This window comes from Pontibacter sp. GD7, from assembly GCF_058216375.1.
In genome coordinates this window covers 665,820-687,985 of sequence record NZ_JBYZMP010000001.1, presented here as the reverse complement: position 1 = coordinate 687,985, position 22,166 = coordinate 665,820, and the positions used below count along the sequence as shown (strand labels likewise).

The 22,166-nt window shown below is 46.9% G+C and carries 17 protein-coding genes; 12 read left to right on the top strand and 5 right to left on the bottom strand.

All coding sequences use genetic code 11. The features are described from left to right. The first annotated feature begins 196 nt into the window (after positions 1–196). From AC4BAP_RS02930 to AC4BAP_RS02920, 3 genes are all read left to right on the top strand, one after another. Complete coding sequence (locus AC4BAP_RS02930; protein ID WP_490581115.1) at positions 197–2,662, top strand: TonB-dependent receptor; 2,466 nt, start codon at positions 197–199, stop codon at positions 2,660–2,662. Positions 2,663–3,231: 569 nt separating this feature from the next. Further along, complete coding sequence (locus tag AC4BAP_RS02925; protein WP_490581114.1) at positions 3,232–4,251, top strand: dipeptidase; 1,020 nt, start codon at positions 3,232–3,234, stop codon at positions 4,249–4,251. Between the two features lie 284 nt (positions 4,252–4,535). Beyond that, on the top strand, positions 4,536–5,198 hold the full coding sequence (locus AC4BAP_RS02920) for a hypothetical protein (protein WP_490581113.1): 663 nt from the start codon (positions 4,536–4,538) through the stop codon (positions 5,196–5,198). A 13-nt stretch (positions 5,199–5,211) separates the two neighbouring features. On the opposite strand, the gene AC4BAP_RS02915 is transcribed toward AC4BAP_RS02920, so the two are convergent. The 4 genes from AC4BAP_RS02915 to AC4BAP_RS02900 all read right to left on the bottom strand — a co-directional run bounded on the left by AC4BAP_RS02915 (position 5,212) and on the right by AC4BAP_RS02900 (position 10,269). Continuing rightward, positions 5,212–5,772 carry a DUF4142 domain-containing protein gene (locus AC4BAP_RS02915; RefSeq protein WP_490581112.1) on the bottom strand — a complete coding sequence of 187 codons (561 nt, stop codon included), beginning with the start codon at positions 5,770–5,772 and terminating at the stop codon, positions 5,212–5,214. Between the two features lie 116 nt (positions 5,773–5,888). Beyond that, the gene (locus AC4BAP_RS02910; protein ID WP_490581111.1) at positions 5,889–8,195 is read right to left on the bottom strand and encodes a M20/M25/M40 family metallo-hydrolase; all 2,307 of its coding nucleotides are present in this window, start codon (positions 8,193–8,195) and stop codon (positions 5,889–5,891) included. A 651-nt stretch (positions 8,196–8,846) separates the two neighbouring features. After that, entirely contained in the window at positions 8,847–9,629 is a 783-nt protein-coding gene (locus AC4BAP_RS02905; protein WP_490581110.1) for a TerC family protein, read from the bottom strand. 142 nt (positions 9,630–9,771) lie between these two features. Further along, positions 9,772–10,269, bottom strand: coding sequence for a YajQ family cyclic di-GMP-binding protein (locus tag AC4BAP_RS02900; RefSeq protein WP_490581109.1), 498 nt, complete (start codon positions 10,267–10,269; stop codon positions 9,772–9,774). A gap of 158 nt (positions 10,270–10,427) precedes the next feature. Between AC4BAP_RS02900 and AC4BAP_RS02895 the strand changes: the two genes are divergently transcribed. From AC4BAP_RS02895 to AC4BAP_RS02865, 7 genes are all read left to right on the top strand, one after another. Continuing rightward, on the top strand, positions 10,428–10,859 hold the full coding sequence (locus AC4BAP_RS02895) for a GNAT family N-acetyltransferase (protein WP_490581108.1): 432 nt from the start codon (positions 10,428–10,430) through the stop codon (positions 10,857–10,859). A gap of 17 nt (positions 10,860–10,876) precedes the next feature. Beyond that, complete coding sequence (locus AC4BAP_RS02890; protein ID WP_490581107.1) at positions 10,877–11,425, top strand: lipocalin family protein; 549 nt, start codon at positions 10,877–10,879, stop codon at positions 11,423–11,425. An 827-nt stretch (positions 11,426–12,252) separates the two neighbouring features. Next, the gene (locus AC4BAP_RS02885) at positions 12,253–12,684 is read left to right on the top strand and encodes a hypothetical protein (RefSeq protein ID WP_490581106.1); all 432 of its coding nucleotides are present in this window, start codon (positions 12,253–12,255) and stop codon (positions 12,682–12,684) included. 154 nt (positions 12,685–12,838) lie between these two features. Then, positions 12,839–15,217 (top strand): TonB-dependent receptor, encoded by a 2,379-nt coding sequence (locus tag AC4BAP_RS02880; protein ID WP_490581105.1) that lies wholly within the window; start codon positions 12,839–12,841, stop codon positions 15,215–15,217. Between the two features lie 86 nt (positions 15,218–15,303). After that, positions 15,304–15,873: a magnetosome magnetite crystal formation protein family gene (locus AC4BAP_RS02875; RefSeq protein WP_490581104.1), complete on the top strand. Its 570-nt coding sequence runs from the start codon at positions 15,304–15,306 to the stop codon at positions 15,871–15,873. Positions 15,874–16,047: 174 nt separating this feature from the next. Continuing rightward, positions 16,048–17,280, top strand: coding sequence for a serine hydrolase domain-containing protein (locus tag AC4BAP_RS02870; protein WP_490581103.1), 1,233 nt, complete (start codon positions 16,048–16,050; stop codon positions 17,278–17,280). A 163-nt stretch (positions 17,281–17,443) separates the two neighbouring features. Beyond that, positions 17,444–17,818, top strand: a complete 375-nt coding sequence (locus tag AC4BAP_RS02865) for a hypothetical protein (RefSeq protein WP_490581102.1) — start codon at positions 17,444–17,446, stop codon at positions 17,816–17,818. A gap of 218 nt (positions 17,819–18,036) precedes the next feature. Here the strand turns inward: AC4BAP_RS02865 and AC4BAP_RS02860 are convergent, their stop codons facing one another. Further along, positions 18,037–18,483: a DUF4174 domain-containing protein gene (locus AC4BAP_RS02860; RefSeq protein ID WP_490581101.1), complete on the bottom strand. Its 447-nt coding sequence runs from the start codon at positions 18,481–18,483 to the stop codon at positions 18,037–18,039. Positions 18,484–18,664: 181 nt separating this feature from the next. On the opposite strand from AC4BAP_RS02860, the gene AC4BAP_RS02855 reads away from it, so the two are divergent. Both AC4BAP_RS02855 and AC4BAP_RS02850 read left to right on the top strand, forming a co-directional pair. Further along, positions 18,665–21,031 carry a TonB-dependent receptor gene (locus AC4BAP_RS02855; protein ID WP_490581100.1) on the top strand — a complete coding sequence of 789 codons (2,367 nt, stop codon included), beginning with the start codon at positions 18,665–18,667 and terminating at the stop codon, positions 21,029–21,031. A gap of 94 nt (positions 21,032–21,125) precedes the next feature. After that, positions 21,126–21,755: a hypothetical protein gene (locus AC4BAP_RS02850; protein WP_490581099.1), complete on the top strand. Its 630-nt coding sequence runs from the start codon at positions 21,126–21,128 to the stop codon at positions 21,753–21,755. Positions 21,756–22,166: the final 411 nt, after the last annotated feature.

Genomic DNA, 22,166 nt, shown 5'->3' with positions numbered 1-22,166 from the left:
AGCATTTCCCTGTTGCTGTCTTACCAAAACCCGGGGAAACCCATGAGTTTTCCACAGCCATTAAACCCTGCTGTCTTTTTATAGTCCTGTATACAAGGCTTTTGCATTTGTGGCGCATGTAGTCTTCGGGAAACAGCGCCTTAAAATGCTCTAAATCAATGTTTAAACAATATAACACCTGCGTTATATACATGCTATGAAGATCACTTTTCTACACATATTACTTTCTGCGATTTCCTTTATCCTTGCTTTCCCCTCATCTGCGCAGCAGCCAGTGGCCGGCAGTGGGAAAGTAAGCGGCAAACTGGTTGAAGCTGAGACCAAAAAGCCCATAGGTTTTGCCAATGTAGTGTTGCTAACAGCCAAAGACTCCAGCCTGGTAACCGGAGCCACCACCGATATCGAGGGAGTTTTTATACTTGAGCGCGTGCCAATGGGAAAATTTATACTTCGTGCCTCTATGGTGGGGTATCCAACAAAGTACATCCCGGCCAACGTAACGGCGCAGCAGCCGGAGGTTAAGCTCGGAAACATCACCCTAAGCGCCGCCTCCACCAAATTATCAGAAGTGGAGATTGTGGCAGAAAAGCAGCTGGTAGAGTTTGAACTGGACAAGCGTGTGGTAAATGTAAGCAAAGACATCAATGCCCAAAGTGGAACAGTGGCCGAAGTGATGCAGAACCTGCCTTCTGTAACAGTAGACATCGACGGAAATGTAAGCATGCGGGGCAGCTCCAATGTAACCATACTTATCGACGGAAAGCGTTCTGCTCTCTCCAACCTTACCCTCGACCAGATACCGGCCAACCTGATCGAAAGTATAGAACTGATCACGAACCCCTCTTCCAAGTATAACCCCGAGGGCACATCTGGCATTATAAACCTGGTGCTGAAGAAAGAGAAAAAGCCCGGCCTGAATGGCTCTGCCTCGGTTACGGCAGCCACTTACGACAACTATAACGCCTCGCTTTTTCTGAACTACCGCTACAACAAGTGGTCATTAAACACCGGTTATGATTTCAGGCAGCGTAACAGGCCCGGAGTCCGGAACAGCACCACCACGAACTTCTACTTTAATGATGCCGGCCAACTCGACAGCACCAGTTACCGCCTGCAGGACGGCGACCGCAGCAGCACCGATGTTTCCCATAACTTCCGGTTAGGCGCCGACTACTACCTTACTCCTAAACATACTTTGTCTGCCTCTGCCGTGTACCGGTTTGGACAGGATGAAGACACCAATGACATACTTTACCGGTTTCTGGACGAGAACCGGACACTAACCAATACCAGCAGGCGCCTGACCGACGAGACAGAAGACGAGAAGGCCATGGACATTACCCTGGGCTACAGGCAAACCTTCGACAAAAAAGGACAGGAACTGACCGCTGATTTTGTATACAACATTAACGTGGATGATGAGATAAGCAATTTCAGGGAGACCGGCGACTTTACACCGGAAGTACAGCAAACCTTAGTAGACGACGGCAACCGTGAGATCATAGCTAAGGCCGACTATGTATACCCGATCTCCGATGACAGCCGCTTCGAAGCAGGTTTCCGGAGTTCTTTTGAGCGGCTCGATGAAGACTCCCGCTTTTTTGACCTGAACAATGAAAGTGGTCAGCTGGAGTACAACGCCTTACAGAGCAATCATTTTGTTTTCGACCAGCACATTTACTCACTTTACAGCAACTATAGCAACAAGTATAAATCCATCAGTTACCAGGTAGGGCTGCGTGCCGAGCAAACTGTTACCAGAGCCGACCAGCGCACCCAGAACATCAAGGACGACAACAGCTACTTCAGCCTTTTCCCGACGGTGTTTGTGACCAGGGATTTTAACCCCGACAACAAACTGCAGTTCAGCTACAGCCGCCGCATTAACAGGCCCCGCAGCCGCTTCCTGAATCCTTTCGTGGACCGGTCAGACAGGTTTAACATCCGCTTTGGCAACCCGAACCTGAAGCCGGAATATGTAAACTCGCTGGAACTGGGCTACCTGCGCTACTGGGGCAAGTCCTCCCTTAACGCCACATTCTTTTACCGCCATACTTTAGATGAGATAGAACGGTTCAGGCAACCCACCACTGTAATAGTAGACGGGGAGCCGGTGCCCGGAAATGAAGTTACCTTCCTGAACGTTTCCGATAATCGGTCGTATGGTGCCGAGCTTGGCTTCAATCATCCGGTCAGGGACTGGTGGCGACTGAACGGCAGTGTATCCGGTTTCAGGACGCAGTTAAACACCACTCAGGGCGATACCGAGTTAAGTGCCGCCCGGCTCAGCTGGAACGCCAAAATGAACTCCACCATGACCGTATGGAAGGACCTTGACATACAGGTTTCAGGATTTTACCGGGCACCGATGGCCGACATACAGGGCCGCATGGAGCAAATGTTCAGCACGGACCTGGCCATGAAAAAAGATGTGCTGAAGAAAAAAGCCACTGTTTCGTTGCGGGTATCCGATGTGTTTAACACATGTCAGTTCAACTTCCTGAGCTTCGGCCCCGGCTTCCGGACAGAATCGGAGAACCGCCGCCAGAGCCGCATAATCTACCTTGGCTTCACTTACCGCATCAACAGCGATGACAATACCAGAAACCGCCGCAGGGAGCGCAGCAACGATGGAGGCGGGATGGATGAGGATGACTTTTAGATGATAAGTGTGGATTCATTCTCACCATGCACTACTTTGGTTTAAGCATCAATGTTCTTCCAAACTGCTGTGGATTCCTACATCCGCGCTTCTAGCTAGGTAACTTAAAGTGAGTAAGAAGTCCGGAAAAGCAAATGCCTTTGTTGAAAAACATTTGTATCAGAAAAAGTCCTCCTCCTTGGACTCTAAAGGGGGCCCCTTCACCCCTAGAAGCAGGGCTGTTGCATTCTAAATATTTGCACCTTGGCTTTTAATATAGCAAGGTATCAATTCTCCCCTTGAGGACAAGTGAAAACGTTAGTTTGAAACTTGCGACCATAGGTCACAGAGGGGTGTTTGCTTTTTACGAAAGGCCCTTCCAACTGGCTTTACACCCCTGCGGTCCCCTCAAGGGGACAATTATTCTTAGAATGAAACGACCCTACCTTCGAAGGGGGTAGGAGGATGATAATCGTTTTTTGAAAATCCTTGCCAATGCAAAACGGCCCCGTAAACCACTTCGCAGTATAGAAAGTATAAGTTTATTGCCTAACTTGATTTATACTTCACTAACAGCTATAGACTGAAACATGACACAACAGCCTGCCCACCGCCTGCCCATCATAGACCTGCACTGCGACCTGCTGGTATACTTGACCGATGTGCCCGGCTCTAAAATAGACAATGTGCTGGAGATAGGCTGTGCGCTGCCTGCCTTGACGGAGGGCAATGTAAAGCTACAGGTAATGGCCATTTACTCGGCTACTAAACCAGGCAGCACAGGTTATGCCGGTCTGCAGCGCGACATGTTTGAGTTATTGGCCAAAGACCCCACCAACAACCTGCATGCGGTAACCACTGCCGAGCAGCTGCAGCAGGCCCTTCAGAACAAGGAAGGCATTGGCATGGTGGCTGCCGTAGAAAACGCCTCTGGCTTTTGCGAAGAGGATGAGCCGCTGGAAGACGGTTTCAAAAAACTGGAAAAGATCATTGACGCCTGTGGCCGGATCCTGTACATCAGCATGACGCACAACGACGAGAATCGCTTTGGCGGCGGCAACTTTTCTGATAAGGGCATAAAGCGCGACGGGCAGATGCTGCTCGACTACATCCATGGCCGCCAGATAGCCATTGACCTGGCCCATACCAGCGATGCCCTCGCTCACGACATTCTACTGCACATCGACAAAGAACGCCTGGACATACCGGTAATCGCCAGCCACTCCAACTTCCGGAAAGTATGGGACCACAACCGCAACCTGACCGACGAACTGGCACAGGAGGTGATTCGGCGCAACGGCCTGATTGGGATGAACTTTCTGCGCCATTTCCTGCACACCGAAGACCCGGAGTCGCTGATTCACCACATTATGTATGGTCTGGAACTAGGCGCGAAGGATGCCATTTGTTTCGGGGCCGACTACTTTTACTTCGCCGATCACCCGGACCCGGAACGTTTTCCGTTTTACCACGCGGAGCATGAGCAGGCCGGGGCAAGTTATAATTTTATAATTGAGCAGTTGCGGCAGAAGTTGCCACAGGAGCAGTTGCAGAGCTTAGCTTACGGCAATGCCCAACGGTTTATAGAGCGCATCTGGCAAATAAAATAGGATGCGCTGCCCATATTTTAGGGCTTAACAGGAAACCCTGAACCCGGCAAACAGTACAACTACTTAATAGCTGTATGGTTTTGCCATAGTTTGGATGCCATCGCCTTGATGTTGCTGCATTTATACTTAACATAATTGCAACTTAGCCCTTCCACCAAGACCTTAGCCCAAATTATATATAGAAAAATCGCCATAAGGCACTATTCTCCGTATACGCACTAACCATACCTGTATAAACACGTACAGGCAGCTTAACAGACGTTGTACTAACAAAGGGCCAGCCTATGGATGCAGAGGAATATTCGCCGATTTACGTACAGATTAACGAACTGTACATTGACACCGTGGTGATAGATGACACAGAATTTATCACGCTTTGGTGCTTTACAGTGCTGGACGATGAATACAAGTTTATATACATGGGCTGCGACTTTACGCAGTTCAACCAAATGCTTATTGCCGCCGGCGACAAAGGCAAGGAGGTAGCCCTGCACATGGCAGACATGCTCAACAAATCCTGCGAAACACCCACCATTATTCCAATAAAAGAGCAGTTTGATGAATACCTGGAGCTGACCGGGCACGACATTATTGTGTATGAGCCCATGGCTGTGGAAGATGATTTTGAGATAGAGGATGAGGACGAAATGGATATCGAGCAGCTGTTTAATAACCGCCAGAACAAAACACAGCAACGCTACCTGATCTACCAACTGGATAAAGTATACCCATCCAAAGTATTTGAGCCAAAGAAAGCCTCCCGCGATGACCTGGCGGAGTGCTTTGAGGATGACTCCCTGGAAATGGCACAACTATACTATGATTATCTGAATGCTGTTGAAAATGGCTATACTGAGTGTGAAGCACGTCAGGTAGCTGGTTTGGAGCGCGATCTTTTCTTCAGGATGGCGCGTAAGGCTTCTGAGATCTGGCGAGATAACACCTAAAACCCTACTCCGTTTACTGCACAGGCTCTCCCTGCAAACTATCAAGCCTGCTTAACGCTGCCAACTCCTGGCGCAGATGTTCCAGCATGGCGTTCAGAAACCTCCTGATCTTTTGATCTTCTACCCTTTGCAAGGCCTCCTGATAACGCGTAAGCTGATTCTGATGCGTGCTTCTGATAAATGCCCTGTAACGCGCCTCAAGCTCTTCTCCATCCAATTGCTTAAACTCATTTACCAGGTCGCGGTCTGCTCTGCTCAGACTATCGGGCAGCGGTGCGGAAGTATGTCCCTTTGCCAATGACTTTAACTCCCGCAGCGCCTTGCCATGATAACTTGCTGCCTGGCTGGCCAGCGTTTTTACCTCCAGGCTAACCTCTTTTTCGTTTACCAACTGCCCTATTTCCGTTTGCAGCAGGTTACTACTGAAGGCGTAATCCCAAAAGGCTGGGTCGTCGGCCAGTGCGCGCACTGTGGTATCCCCCCGCTCTCCTGTTCTGTTACCCGGCCCATCGCAGGACAGCGCCACCAGGAACAGGACACCAATAATAAACGATAACATTTTATCAATCAGCATGCTTAAAGTATAAGTAGATGTTATAGCTACCTATACTGCAACCCGCCTCCGATTGATACTTGCCTTTGGCAGATTCCTTTAAAAATGCAGCAATACCTTTACAGTTTGCAACACCGCTAAAAAGTATAGCGCTTGCGCATTACCGTCAGGTTGCTGGTGCGGCCTTGCTCTGCAATTACATGAGCAGGTTTAGGCTTTTTTACCAGTTGCTCCGGCAAGCCTATACTTTGGTCGTACAGATAGAGCGTTAGCGGGGAGTCGGCTTCTAACCGCACCTCCAGCTGTGTTTCCTTTTCTTTTGGCAGGCCATGCACTTGGGCATAGTATACTTTTCCGGCTTCAGTGTCCTGTGGCTTAAGCTGTAGCGGTTCTCCGGCCAGTTTTATACTTTTAATGGCATCCGGGTTTTCAGGCATTAACACGAGCTCCATATGGGCCGCACCACGCTGCGACACCAGCTGCAACCTAAGCAGCCTTTCATCACCTGCAACAGAATCGGTTAAGACCTCGGCCACCGGGGCTGCCACCGGAAAAATTTCAGCTTCGCTTTTAAGTATGTTTAAAGAGGCATGGGGATAGATCTCGCGGAGTGGTTCCTGTCTGGCATTTTTAAAAAACTGCTGGTTCCAGTCGTCGATGGTTTTGAAGTAAGAGGCCCAATACGCCTTGCTGCTGTCGGTGTCCACGTAATAGCTTACATGGCTGTGCAGCGGTTTCATAGCAGTGGGCTTCTCGTTTTGCACGGCAAGTATAATCGTGATACCTCCAGCCAACACCAGCAGCAGCGGTAAAACGGGCACGCGCCCCCACCTCAGGCCCTGCTCTGCCAGAAACAGCAGCGGCAGCAAAAAGCCCAGCAGTACTATAAACAGTGCGATGGAGCCTATCGGCAACTGCAGCCCAAAAGCAACGAAAACAACATGCACAATGGGCATCATGATAAAAATGGCAGGCAATGCAGCCACCAAGAATGTCAGGATAACCTTTAAGTTTAGCTCAGGTGCCTCCTGCAGGTCTTTTAAAAGTATGACGAGCAACCCTACCAGGCAAAACATAAGCGGAAACACAAGCAGGTACGTTGCGCTCGGGATAGTAAAGTATAAAATCAGTGTAAGTATAAACTGAAGTATAAATACGCCCATTGCCATATCCAGTACTTGCAGCCAGCGCAAAGTTAGCCAGCCCAGCAATAGGAACAGCCCCAGCGCCAGCAGCAGATAGGCTACAAAAAAGTAATCCGCGCTATACACGCCGTTTATCTGGTGCGTAAATGGCAGTAAATCCAGCACCAGGTTGTTTATCGGCACAAACAGGCCTGCCACCACGATCAGCATCACAGTGAACACCACAAAACCTATAAGCGCCCTCGCCAGGGTAAAAGCACCCTTCCGGACACCCACCACAAACACAGCCACAAAAAGTATGGCTGTAAGCGCTACCCAAAGTATGTTTAGCCCTTGCGGGTAGTTTATCACCCAACCGTTAATGGCATTAAAGAATACTGAATCAGGGGCCTTGGTCTGTTTTAGGGAGATATTGCCAAAGTGCTGCAGCAGTGCCAGCAGGTTGTCGCCGTGATGCTGCACCGTGTTCAGGCTAAGGTTTTCCGGGGAGTCGGTTGCCTTGTGGTAATGCACCAAGCCATCAATAAAAGCGGAGTTTAGGCCGCTGTAGCCGGCATCTTTAAACACGGTAAAGTCGGTGTCGTTTGGCATGCGGCTGTAAATCTCGTATGCCAGTGAGCTTACAAAAGGGTACGGCGCGTGCTTTATGTACTGCTTTGCCACCCACCCGTTTTCAGGACTCAGCTCAAAGGTCATGCTTGGGCCTTTTGCCCCACGGCCCTCCAGATTTAGCACCAGTGCCACGTCCTTTGCCCAGGGGTGTTTTAAAAATGCCTTTGCGCCATATAAGCCATACTCCTCACCGTCAGTAAACAGCACGATCACATCATGCTCTGGTTTCTTGGTTTGCTCCAGGGCACGCACTGCTTCAAGTATAGCCGCCACGCCTGCGCCGTCGTCGCCTGCGCCGCGTGCATTAGGTTGCGAGTCGTAGTGCGCAATTACAAGTATGGCTGTATCGGAGTTGCTGCGACCTTCCAGGCGGCCTATCAGGTTGTAAACATAGCCAACAGCATGCTCATTGGCTGCAGTGGTTTCCTGTACCTGTGGGTTTAATCCGAGTGCCAGCATCTGGTCGAGAAGGTATTCGCGCACCTCGGCGTGTGGCGGAGTACCCATGGCATGGGGCTCTTTGGCTATCTCCTGCACATGGCGCATGGCTCGCTCAGCAGAAAACTCGTCTACCGGGGCATTTGTCGGTTTCGGGGCAGGAGGCTGTAGCAAGTATATGCTTAAAAGCCCAAAGGCTACCAATGCCAAAAGTATGAATACAGCGTATGGACGGTGACGGTATTGCATGGTGTAGGTATATATCTCTTTCCGAATGTAGCGATTTTTCCGGATTAAAAGTGTATTGGGCGGTTAGATGCTGTACTTACTATTGTTCTTCCTCAGTCTTACATGCTGTACTGTTTCACCTTAAGCTTTAGTGCCCTCAAGGCTGGGATGGACACTGCTTGGCTGAAGCCTTTGCAACAGAATACAAACTCGTAGGGACAGGTCGCGACCTGTCCGGGGAATGGCAGCGGTTATGAAACTATGCCTGTACTAGTGCAGTAGCGAAAAGTCCCCCTTTGAAGGGGGTGTAGGGGGATGTGTACACCTATGGATAACTTCCGGCCTTAATCAAGGATGGGTTAGGGGCAATGTCGTAAACTTAAGATTAATACAAAGCTGATCCGGACATCCCTGTCCGCATTCCAGAATACGGGGACAAGGATGTCCCCTGGCAGTTTTGCTTTCGGACAAAGAAGTCCGAAAGAGCTTTTGCTTAAATTGAACATTGGGGGTTATGAGTAATTGGGCCCGGCACTGCAAAAGCGAGTCTGGAGACTCACACCCACCCCAAGTCACCAACAAGATGCTGGCGCCAGGAATGGCTGTTTGTACAAAAATCACAAAAAAGGCAGCACCTGATGTAGATGCTGCCCTTCTTATTGCTTTTATGTACTATACTATCTCTGTCTTTTCCGGCTCTATTACCTCGTTCTGGCGCAGATGTACCGGTGTGGTTTTCTTGCGAAGCTGCATGTTCAGGAACTCTACCAGCAGTGAGAAGAACATGGCAAAGTAAATGTAGCCTTTCGGGATGTGCTGGTGCAGCGCCTCCACTACCAGCATAAAACCGATCAGGATCAGGAAGGCCAGTGCCAGCATTTTCACGGTTGGGTGTTTATTCACGAAATCGCTTACATACTTGGCAAAGATCAGCATAATGCCCATGGCCAGAATCACAGCAATAACCATAACAATGATTTCCTGTGCCAGGCCCACGGCTGTAAGTATGGAGTCGAAAGAAAAGACAATGTCGATGAGGATGATCTGGATAAGTACTCTGCTTAACGAGGCATATACTTTGGCATTCCCGTGCCCTTCTTCCTCTCCTTCCAGCTTGTTATGGATCTCGGTAACAGACTTGGCCAGCAGAAACAGACCACCGGCAAAAAGTATAATATCCCGCCACGATACGGCAAACTCATCTTCCGTAAATGGCAAATCAATTGAGAAGATCGGTTTGCTTGCCCCCACAATCCACGAAATGAACATCAACAAGATAATACGAAAAACCAAGGCTAACGCAAGACCGATATTACGGCCTTTTGCCTGCTGCTCCTTCGGCAGCCTGCCTACAATAATCGAGATAAACACGATGTTATCTATACCTAACACTACCTCCATAAAGGTTAGTGTCAGCAGGCTTATCCAGGTATCCGGATTCGCAAAAATTTCCATAGTTTTCTATTTTACTGTTTAATAGTTCGATTGCTAAATTGTTGTTACTGTCAATCAGTACCTGTGGATAGTTACCTAACAAACAGCGCCTTAAAACGATGTAACAATTTAACCATTAAACAATTTAACAATTCAACAATCACTAACTCTTCATATTCACATACTGCAGCGGCATGCCTATTTCTTCGCTGTTGCTGCGCATCAGGGCGATAACACCCTGCAGGTCGTCGATCTTTTTACCTGTTACACGGATCGTTTCGTCCATCATGGCAGCCGATACCTTCAGCTTGCTGTCTTTGATGATCTTCATGATCTTTTTGGAGGTTTCCTTATCGATGCCGGCCTTTACTTTGATGTCTTTTTTAACCATGGCACCGCTCTGGTAAGCCTCTTTCGAAAAGTCAAGCGCAGTGGCATCCAATCCCTGCTTCACCATCTTACCGATCAGCACATCTTCTGTATGCTGCAAGCGCATCTCGTTCTCCATGCTGATGTGCACCATGTTGTTTTTCTTGTCGTATTCCAGCGAGCCTTTCGTGTCGCGGAAGTCGTAACGGTTCAGGATTTCCTTGCGGGCAACGTTAATGGCGTTGTCCATGGTTTGCGGGTCTACTTTGCTTACAATATCAAAAGATGCCATAGTTTTAAGCCTTCTGTTTAAAAATTGATTTTACCTATATTTAGCAGACAAAGTTATTTTATAATTGTTAATTGTTGATCGCTATATGGTTTAATTGTTATACTCACCATAATAAGGCAAATAACAATTTAACCATCCAACTATTTAACAATTCCAAAATGCGCATCCTAGAACCCAGCACCCCGGAGCAGTTTGAAGAGTACTATAAATTACGCTTCCAGACCTTACGCCAACCCTGGGGGCAACCAGAGGGGAGTGAGCGCGCAGACGATGACAGCACTGCCATACACGCCATGCTGGTAGATGAAGCCGATGAGGTTGTAGGGGTGTGCCGCATGCACCTGGCCACTCCTGAAGAAGCGCAGATCCGCTTTATGGGCATTCGGCAGGACATGCAAGGAAAAAAGCTAGGCGACCAGCTGCTGCAGTACCTCGAAGAACGCGCCAGGCAATTAGGGGCTACCCGCATGATGCTGCAGGCCCGTGAAAATGCCGTAAACTTTTACCGCCGCAACGGGTATGAGGTAGAGGAGAAAACGCACTTGTTGTTTGGCAGCATCCAGCATTACAGAATGACCAAACAGCTGTAGAGTGCTTTACAGACGCTATGAGTAAAAAAACGAAGTTTATACTTACGGCCGGCGCGCTGGCTCTTGGCGCGTTTATAATCAGCAGCTGCAGTAAAAAGTATGCCCCCTTAGAAACAGTGCCCAGCGTAGACCTGAACAAGTACACCGGCCGCTGGTATGAAATTGCAGCCCTGCCCCAGCGCTTCGAGAAAGGCTGCCACTGTGTTCATGCCGAGTATACGTTGAATCCCGAGGGATATGTGGAAGTATACAACTACTGTCGCAAAGGCGGGCCGAATGGCGAGGTATCGGATATTAGCGGGAAGGCTTTTCCGGTGGAAGGCAGTAACAACAGTAAACTAAAGGTGCAGTTCTTCTGGCCCTTTAAAGGTGACTACTGGATTTTAGAGCTGGACCCCGATTACCAACATGTGCTGGTTGGCTCCCCGGACCGCGAAAGCCTCTGGATCCTCTCCCGCACACCTGTTTTGGATGAATCTGTTTATAACCTAATGGTGCAGCAGGCAAAAAGTAAGGGATTTGATGTGGAGCAATTGGAGAAAATGGATCAGAGTTGTTATGAATGATTAGCTTCACTTAAAGGCAATGCATAATCTGTTTAATCGTACACTATTCCTATCAATTGAACTTAAACACTTAGATAAAGAGCCTATTTAGAGTTTATTAAAACCCATACTGCCTGCCCTTGCTGCGTGTTCTCACCAGCAAGTATATAAGTCAGTGTTTTTAAGTTTTTAGTGAAATAAACCAATAATGGCAGGCTTATACTTTTTAACCAAACCTCTAATCAGCTTCATATAATATATTTATATTAAAATGATTTAAAATTGACTTATTCAGTACTTATATATAACAAAAAACAATATTTATACACCCCTTACATCCGCCTGTTTACTTAAACAAAAGTTCAAAATACCCAATTATAAGTAAAAATAAGTCCAATTAGCTTCTTCCTTACGTATCCATAACTACACCACCGGCGCAAAGACGCGCAATAACTTAATTGATTAGCACCCAATTATTTTTAATGATCTTTTAAAATGTTTTAAACTCAAAACACGAGTATAAGCAGGTGCTATTATCTAGTTAATCTAACTTTAAACAATACAAAACTTTACACAGCACACTTTATAAAACTGGTTTACAACAGTTTTGCCAGAAAATGTATGTCTGATCATAAGAAGGGTAAGCATGGAATATCACAGTCTAATCTTCCTGGTAATAAGCGACTCATCCTGAAAATCACGGTCTTTTCTGCTTGATGATCAATTGATCTTAACAAGCAAGTTGTCAAAATCACTAACGGTTAGAAGCTGTTGGGCTGGTACTATTATGCCCTACGGTAACATCGGATAACAATCGAAAATCTTTTTTAACTTAAATTTTAATACCTATGAAAACAAGAATTTTAAGTCTCGTTGTTGCGCTAATTGCATTATTAAGTTTTGAAAACATTTATGCACAAGGTGGTGGGAAGCCGCATTTTGTAGGCCAAGTGTGTTTCAATGAATCAACCGGTGAAATTACAGGAAAGATAGCTGGAGTTGGTAGTGACCTTTCCGATATCTCAATTATAATTTCTGGAGAATATGGTTGTAGAAATAATGGTGGTAAAATGCCTAATCCGTGGTCTCAGTTTAGTATCGCAGGTACAATTTCAAATCAACCAGATTCAAATGGTCATTATTCTTTTAGCGCTAGCGTGAGTCCTCTTCAAATTGAATGCCATGAAAATAACTGGACAGCTGTTTTTAGACGTTTAGTTGCAACTGTTAAACGAGGAAATAAGTCATCAACTTCCAATGTTACTATAGGTTGTAATTAAAAGCTCTTTCTAAACTTTAATTGTATATAGTATATAAACAAAATGCCGGGACTAATGTCCCGGCTATTAGCCTTATTACTCAAAGGCTGATAATTTTATTTATGAACTAGTGCATAGTGATCAACATGGTTGACACAAAATTTGAGCTAGTCTTATGAAAGCACTAATTTTGGTTCTGCTCCACATTATTTTGGCTATTCCTGCTTTATCACAACGTTCTATACTGAAAAGGGTAAATGCAACAATGATACAGGGAACGGCCAAGGATTCAATAACACAATTTACCTTAGGCTACGTCACAGTAGTTGTTCAAGAAGTCGAAGAGAAAAGTATAATCAATACCACCCTTACCCAAGAAGATGGCTCTTTCATAATAACAGACCTTCCAAACCAAGAGTACCAGCTTATACTTTCCTATGTAGGTTACAAAACCAAAGTTATAAACCTTCCACAGGCAACCTCAGCAGTAATTGATTTGGGCATAATACAGCTAATACCCACAGTTACCCAATTAAACGAAGTCCAGATTATAACAACAAGGCCCATAATTGAGCGGAATACAGACAAACTGATCTATAATGTAGAATCCGACCCGGAAAGCAACATCCTGAACACTTTGGAGATGCTGCGCAAGGTGCCGCTGCTAACGATAGATGGTGACGATAACCTGCAATTGAATGGCAATAGTAATTACCAGATTCTGATTAACGGTAAACGGTCATCTCTTTTCGCTGTAGCCCCAAGCGATGTGTTAAAGCTTTTGCCGGCGAACTCGGTTAAAAGAGTTGAAGTGATCACCAATCCATCTGCAAAGTATGAGGCGGCAGGAACCGGAGGTGTTATAAATATCATAACGCACAAGAGCAGGATAAGCGGCTACAATAGTTCTGTAAACCTGGGTGCCATTACACCTAGAGGATACTCAGCCAATGCCTATACAAATTTAACTTTGGGCAAAACCAGCCTGTCCGGGCAGGCAAGCACCAGAAGCACCGCAATACCTCAGAGTAGCAATTACTTCTTGAGAACTAATAAACATGAGCAGCACAAGCTTTTGCAGAAAGGAGAAAGCAACAGCAGAAGCACTGCCCAAACAGCTTTTGGAGAGCTGAGCTATGAGCTGAGCCCGCTAAGTATGATATCTGCCAGTTACAGCACGAACTGGAGCAATAGTACCCATCAGGCCACACAGCGGGCAGAGCAACGCAACAAGCTTGGCCAGCTAACGCAGGCTTATCTTAACCTGAATGACAGTGAGAGTAACGGAAGTAGCAATGACATATCCCTTGATTACCAGCAGAGCTTTCAGAACAACGATACCCGGCTGCTTTACCTGACATTTAACATGCTCCAAAATAAGTTTAACAACGAGTCATCTTTTATACTTCAGCCGCTGCTAAATTACACAGGCCAGAGAAGTATAACGGATGTAGCGGATAAGACAAAGGAATACAATCTGCAGGCAGATTATGTGCAACCAATCGGGAAGCAAACGCTGGAGCTAGGCTTGAAATCAATTTTTGAGGAAAACAGTAGTGAGTATTTCTATAAAAACCAGGATAAGAAAACCGGAGCCTTTTTGCTTGACCCAGTGCAAAGCAGCGATTACAGCTACCGCCAGCAAATACATGCCGCTTACCTTTCTCTTAATCTGATGAAAAATAAATGGGGAATAAGAGCAGGTGCTCGCCTGGAAAGAACCAAGCTGGATGCAGACTTTAAATCTTCTGGCACTGAAGTCACACAGGAATACCACAACCTGTTTCCGAACATCTCCCTATCCTATAAAGTAAGCGAAAGCAGCATGTTGCGTTTGTCTTATAACCAACGGATTCAGAGGCCTGGACTTTATTTATTAAACCCGTACGCTGACTTAAGCGACCCGCTCAACATAAGTTTTGGAAATCCCAACCTAAAGCCTGCATTAAGCCATTCTTTGCAGCTTGAGTACAGCACTTTTATCAAAAACACATCTGTTAGCACTCTGGCCACACATAACATAACAAATAATGCGATCGAAAGCTTTACCACACTGACCAAAGATTCTGTGGCGCACACTACATTTGGAAACATCGGCAGCAACAAAAACTATAACCTGGCATTAAACGCAAATACTACCTTTTTCAAAAAGCTTTCAATAAGCATAAATGCCAGCACTAATTATTCAGTTTTCGAAAGTATGATTGAAGGTGTAACGCAAACCAACGAAGGGCTTTCTTATAACCTGCGGGGGGCTGGCAATTACCGAATTGGCAAAGGTTGGCGAGCCAGCGGAAATGTAAGCTACAGCTCCTCTAACATTTTTTTACAGGGCAAAAGCAATGGCTACTCCTGGAGTAGTATGGCTATAAGCAAGGAGTTTCTGAAAGCCAACAAAGCCAGCATTAATCTGTCGGTACGTAGTCCGTTTCGGAAAGAGCGTTTAAGCAGGGTTGAGTTGGATACGCCAACATTTCACCAGATCAGGGAATCGGCTTCACCACTTCGCCAGTTTACATTAACCCTGAATTATCGTTTCGGGAAACTAAGATAACACTTGCTCAGCCCTTAACCATTAGAGGCAAAGGTTGCATGTCTTCTTCATTTTCGTTATAATAAAGACTAAGCTACCCTGTTGCCATGGAAAAAACCGCTATAGCTCAAAACCTACTACAACACAGAAAACAGAAACACCTTACGCAAGAGCAGCTCGCCGAGAGTTCTGGCGTGGCTGTAAGAACTATACAGCGGATCGAGAATGCAAAAGTGGAACCCCATGTACAAACCCTTACACTGCTCGCCCAATCACTGGAAATTGAGGTGCAGGAACTCTCTTACTCCCCTGTTGCTGCTATTGACGTTTCGCAAAGTATAACTACCTCCAAAAAGTGGCTCCTGCTGCTACACCTGTTACCTGCTGTGGGCATCATCATACCTTTCGCAAACGTGGTGTTCCCGCTTATACTCTGGGCTTATAAACGCGATGAAAGTCCGCAACTCGATGCACAGGGAAGGGCCGTTATCAACTTTCACCTGACTATAACACTTGCCCTTATACTTGGGCTGACGCTATTGGTTTTATACTTTCATGTTGGCTTGGTGCTTCTTCTTCTTACGGTAGTAGTTGCGCTTCTTTCCGTTTTCCGGAATACCCAGCGTGTGCTGCAAAACCGGCCCTGCCAGTACCCACTATCCCTTAAGTTTCTATAAAAACACCAGTGTCGCTTGTGGTTAGGTGCAGCTGCATCAAACACACAAAAAGGGCCTAAAACGGCCGCTAGGGTAATGTGTCGTGTACATGACGGGCAGGTGTCGCGTGGATGAGCCCCAATTTAAGCTAGTTTTGACATGAACGCTTTGTTAAACGCTTAAAACCGAAACGACATGCTAACACACATCACGCTTACACTCATAACTATACTTTTATTCTTAAGCACGGCCTTTGGTCAGGGCAGCAGCATCCGGAGAATAGACGGCAGCAAAATATCCGCAAGCCACTTAGATAAAACTATCCATCGCCTGATGGACACGGCAAAGGTTACAGGGTTGGGCATTACCATCTTTAACAACAACGGAGTTTACCAAAAAACCTTCGGTTACAGCAACACTGCCACCAAGACACCTTTAAACCCAAACACCATTTTCTATGGAGCCTCACTCAGTAAAGCTGTTTTCGGCGTGCTGGTAATGCAATTGGTGGAGGAAGGCGTGATTGACCTGGATATTCCTCTTCAGAGCTACCTCGAAAAGCCGCTTTCGGAATATGAGTATACCAAAAAGAATACGAAAAGCTGGAACGGATATATAGACCTGAAAGGCGATAAACGCTATGAAAAAATTACGGCGCGCATGTGCCTGACCCATACCTCCGGCTTTCCGAACTGGCGATTTCTGACCAGTACCGGGTATAAAAAAGATGGCAAGCTATACTTTCAGTTTGACCCGGGTGTGCGGTACAGCTATTCAGGAGAAGGATTTGCACTACTTCAGTTTGTGATAGAGCAGGTAACAGGTAAAGGCCTGGAGGAGCTTGCGCAGGAACGCATTTTTAAACCGCTTGGTATGGACAGGACCAGCTATATCTATGTGTGGCAGCCGGGACAGGAAAGCCAGTATGTTTATGGCCATGACCGCCAACAGAACCCGATCCCGAAAGACGAGGTCGACGATGCCGGAGCAGCGGGCAGCATGGGCACCACACTGGCAGATTATACCAAGTTTCTAGAAGCTGTACTTAATAAAAGATTGCTAAAGAAGGACTCGTATGAGGAGCTGTTTAAGAAACAGGTTGCCATAAAAAGCAAAATGCAGTTCGGCCCTGATGCTTTGGTTGATACGGACGATAATGAAGACATAGCCCTGGGCTATGGGCTGGGCTGGGGTGTATTGAAAACGCCTTATGGCAAGGGGGTCTTTAAAGAAGGAGGCTCAGAAGGCTACAAACACTACTCCATACTTTTCCCTGAAATCGGTACAGGTGTGCTGATCATGACCAACAGCAACAACGCCGAGAGCATATTTAAAGAACTACTGGAAGTAACCATAGGTGATACTTATACTCCGTGGCAATGGGAAAATTACATACCTTATAACCATAAGTCGCAGGCAAGGCAGTAATTTTTTATTAATTTTAAGGAAATTGACTTGAGTAAGTAAATCAGATAACATCCGGCTGCAAAAGCAAAATAAAATTTATTCTAAAAATAAATCAACTTGTTACCGGAATCAAAAGTATACATACTCTTGTTAGTGTAGCTACCGTAATTAAACCCTCTGATCCATGAAAATACTCTCCCGTATTCTTTTGCCTGTTGCCGTATTGGGATTTGTTGCTTGCTCTTCTGAGAAAGAACAAAAAGTTAACAACACCCCATCAGCCACAGCACCTTTTGCCACACCTGCAAGTACAACTGCCCAGGGCGAAACAGCTGCTCTAAACCCGGCACACGGCGAGCCCAATCACCGCTGCGATATTCCGGTTGGTGCGCCATTAAACTCACCGGTACAGCCAAAGCTAAACGTGCCTACTTCTACCGTAACACCGCCGGCTTTGCCGCCATCTCAGGTACCACAAGGCGCTGTAGCACCAGGCACGAACCCGCCGCACGGCCAGCCAGGCCACGACTGCTCTAAGCCAGTTGGGGCTCCGCTATAAGAATAAACTAACTTTTTAAAGAATTGTCATTTCGAACGCTAGTGAGAAATCTGGAAATTTCCTTTACCCGGCTACATTCCAGTTATCTCACTAACGTTAGAAATGACAATTTTCTATTTGCTTGATTGCTGTCCTGCTTCGTGCCTAAACCTGGTAAGACATAAAGCTACATACCTGCTGCAAAGTATAATTCTGAATTTATAGCAGATTGCACCGGTTTACTGCTTACGCATTTCCTGTTGCCGCATCGGCATTTGGTCGATCAGGGCATAGATCTTTTCCAGGGGAACTGCGGTGTTGCTCCTATACTTTTCGGTTCCGTCTTTGCCAATAAGCAATATGGTAAATGCATCAGGTGCAATAGCGAATTGCTCACGCAGTTGTTTTCCTTGCACTCCTTCCTGCTCCTTACCGTCAATCCATACTTTATTTTCACCCTCAACCTCGATTAACACCATATCCCGTTCGGGCATGCCTGTGGCGTTTGCACTGATAAGGCTTCTCTGCTTCACATACTTTCCATTGTCTGGATCAGGAGTGAACAAGAGTAAAACTCTGTTTTTCCATTTGTATTCATTCAGGTCCATGGCTTTTGGTTGAGTTTGTAAACATGCCGCCTGGCCAAGCATACAGGCTATTAACAGGATGGCGTGAAATTGTATCATACTATACATTACGTCAAAGAGCTGAATTACAGTTAAGACCTCAAGTTGTCCGTCACGCTTTAACAGCACCTCAAGACATTAATAGCCTTGTATAATATATTGCTACAATTATACTATCTCTTTGTGATCTAATCCCTACCTTTGCGCCCTGTTACGAAAAAACACCTACTTATATAAAACTATGAAGATTAAAGTATACTTCAAGCACTTGCTTGGGCTAGTGCTGCTTTTCTCCTGTATTTGCGCCTCAGCACAAGACCTTTCCCAAACCATCCGTGGCCGTATCATTGACAAAGAGTCGCAGGAACCGCTTATCGGGGCAACCGTAGCTATACTTACCACCAACCCTGCCATGGGTGCTGCCACCGATGTAAATGGAAATTTCAGGCTGGACAAAGTGCCCGTTGGCCGCCACACGTTGCGCATCAGTTACATTGGCTATGAAGAGCAAATTCTGCCAGAGCTGCTGTTAGGTTCTGGTAAAGAACTGGTGCTGAACATTGGCCTGAGCGAGTCTTTTAAAAAGCTGCAGGAGGTGGTGATCAGTGCGGGAGAGCAAAGCAAAGGCAACCCGCTGAACGAGATGGCTATGATCAGTTCACGCTCCATTGCCGTTGAGGAAACCAAGCGCTACGCAGCCAGTATGAACGACCCGGCCCGTGCCTCCCAAAACTACGCCGGTGTAGGTATAAGCGCAGACATGAGCAACGAAATTGTTGTACGCGGCAACTCCCCACGCGGTGTATTATGGCGCCTGGAGGGAATCGAAATACCCAATCCAAGCCATTTTGCAGAGGAGGGCGCAGCCGGAGGTGCCATCAGTATCCTGAGCGTTAACATGATTGACAACTCCGACTTCAACACAGGTGCTTTTCCGGCTGAGTATGGCAATGCGCTGTCCGGGGTATTTGATATCAGGCTGCGAAACGGCAACAATGAGAAACGTGAGTATGCTTTCCAGGCTGGCTTGTTAGGCGTAGATTTTGCCGCAGAAGGCCCGTTTAAGCAAGGCAGCAAAGCATCATACTTAGCCAACTACCGCTACTCTACCCTAGCCATGCTTAACCAGATAGGCGTTAAGATATCAGGCGATGCCACCCCCGTTTTCCAGGACTTCTCTTTTAAAGTATACTTGCCAACAACTAAATCCGGTATTTTCTCTTTCTGGGGGATTGGGGGTCTGAGCAAGCAGGATATGCCTGCCGAACGCGACGCAAGCAAGTGGGAAGGCTATTGGGACCGCTTCGATGAGAGCTTTAAAGCCAACATGGGGGCCGCCGGTGTATCACACACCTTGTTTCTGCCAAAAGATGCTTACTTAGAGTCTTCGCTGGTATTATCCGCCAACAGCAATCAGGCTACAGTAGACTCGCTTACCAATGACTTTGCAGTGATCCCCTATTACAACCACAGTTTTGCTTACAACTCGGCACGCTTTTCCACGCTTTATAACCGCAAAATCAACAACCGCCATACTTTCCGGACCGGCTTGATCCTGAGTCGCCTAAACTATGATGCTTTTTCAGAAGGACAGAATGCAAACCGGGAGCGAGGCAGATTTGTAGAGCAGAATGGCAGCACCGCCCTGACACAGGTATTTGCTCAGTGGAAACACAGGTTAACAGAGCAACTCACTTTTAACTCTGGTCTGCACAGTTTATACTTTGGCCTGAATGGCAGCGCCAGCCTGGAACCACGTCTGGGGCTAAAATGGCAGGTAAACGCAGCACGCTCATTTAGCGCCGGCTTTGGCCTGCACAGCCGCCACGAGGCCATGACCACCTACTTTGCACAGCAACGCCAGGGAGACACCTTTGTGCAGCCTAACAAAAACCTGGACCTTACCCGCGCCGCCCACTATGTGCTTGCCTACGACCAGATGCTGCGCGAAGACCTGCGCCTGAAAGTAGAAACGTATTACCAGCAATTATACAATGTGCCTGTGGGTACAGCCAGTAACGGCTCTTTTTCTGCCCTCAACTACGAAGATGGCTTTACTACCGACAGTCTGGTAAATAAAGGCACCGGCCGCAACTATGGCCTGGAACTGACGCTTGAAAAATTCTTTACCAACAATTACTATTACCTGCTTACCACTTCGCTGTACGAGTCTAAGTATACCGCACTCGATGGCATAGAGCGAAACACACGCTTTAACGGTAACTACATCGTAAACCTGCTGGCGGGCAAAGAATTTAAAGTGGGCAGCAACAAGCAAAACCTGATCAGCACTAACCTGAAACTGATGTTAGCAGGCGGCAACCGCTATACCCCCATCGACCTGGAAAGATCCAGAGAGGCTGCAACGGAAAAACTCGTAGAGGAGAAACGCTTTAGCCTACAGGCTGATGATTACTTCAGGTCTGATATCCGCATCAGCTACCGCAAAAATAAACCAAAGGCTTCCTACATTCTATCGCTGGACATACAAAACGTAACCAACCGCCAGAACATGTTTACCCAGCACTACGACCGTATGAAAGAGGACATTAAGACCTATTACCAGATGGGAATGGTACCCGTACTGAATTACAGAATTGAGTTTTAGCATACAGCAGCGGCAGGCCATAAACCTGCCGCTTTGCTTTTAGCCTGAAAAGGTGCATCTTAGTTACAGTAATTTATACTTGTTTGTGCCTACTATGCTACACCGATTTATACTTTTGACCTTGCTCACCGGCGCTGCCTGCCTTACATCCTGTAGTTCTGAGCAGGAGTCCGCTGAAAGAGCTACCCAGGAAACCCCTGACACTGCCCAGACAATAGAACAGCCGCAGCCTGAGGGTGCCAACGAGATCAGTTACAAAAAGCAGCTGAACGAAGGCGGCATGCTCTTTACCGTAACTACTACAGGCACCGGCTCGCAGCGCAGCCTGGCCATAGTAGTGGAGCGCGACGAGCAACCTCCTGTGCGCATTGATGAGGCCATAGAGGGCACGGTGACCAACAGCGTGGTAACAGACCTGAACAGCAACAAAAGGCCGGAACTGCTGGTGTTTGTGAGTGGCAGCGGCAGTGGCAGCTATGGCAAAGTATACGGCTACGAGTTTGAGAGTAAATACTGGGGAGAACTTACCATGCCCGAGCTTACTCCCGAACTGCAAAAAGACTACATGGGCCACGACGAATACCGGATCGCAAACAACAGGCTGGTGCGCACCTTCCCCGTATACCTTGAAACCGACCCGAACTGCTGCCCTACCGGCGGTAAGCGCACCATCGTTTATACTTTGAACGATGCCCTGAACCTGGCAGTGGAAAAAGTAGAGTAAATATCACATACAGGTATAAATACTCCCTCCTTGGCTAAGGCTACGATTAGAGCATAAGTATAAAATATCAATCTCCCGCGAGTTTTCAACTCGTGGTTGTCCATGAGTTGAAACCCTAGTCTTATCTCACAAATTTACTGGACTAGGCCTTCATGTATAAGAATTGTCTCCTTGAGGGCAGGGTCGTTTCATTCTAATAATTTCTATACTTAGATCATAAGCAGCCATACTCTTAACCTGTGTTATTGGCCCTCTGGGCCAGTTGAGTCGGAGACTCAACCTTATTTGTAAGTCACGAATCTGGAGATTCGCGCCAGAAAATAGTAGAATGAAACGCCCCTTCCCTCAAGGGGACAATTTTGAAAATAGGGTTAAATCTAAAAAGTCATGGGACAGGATAAGGTTGAAAAC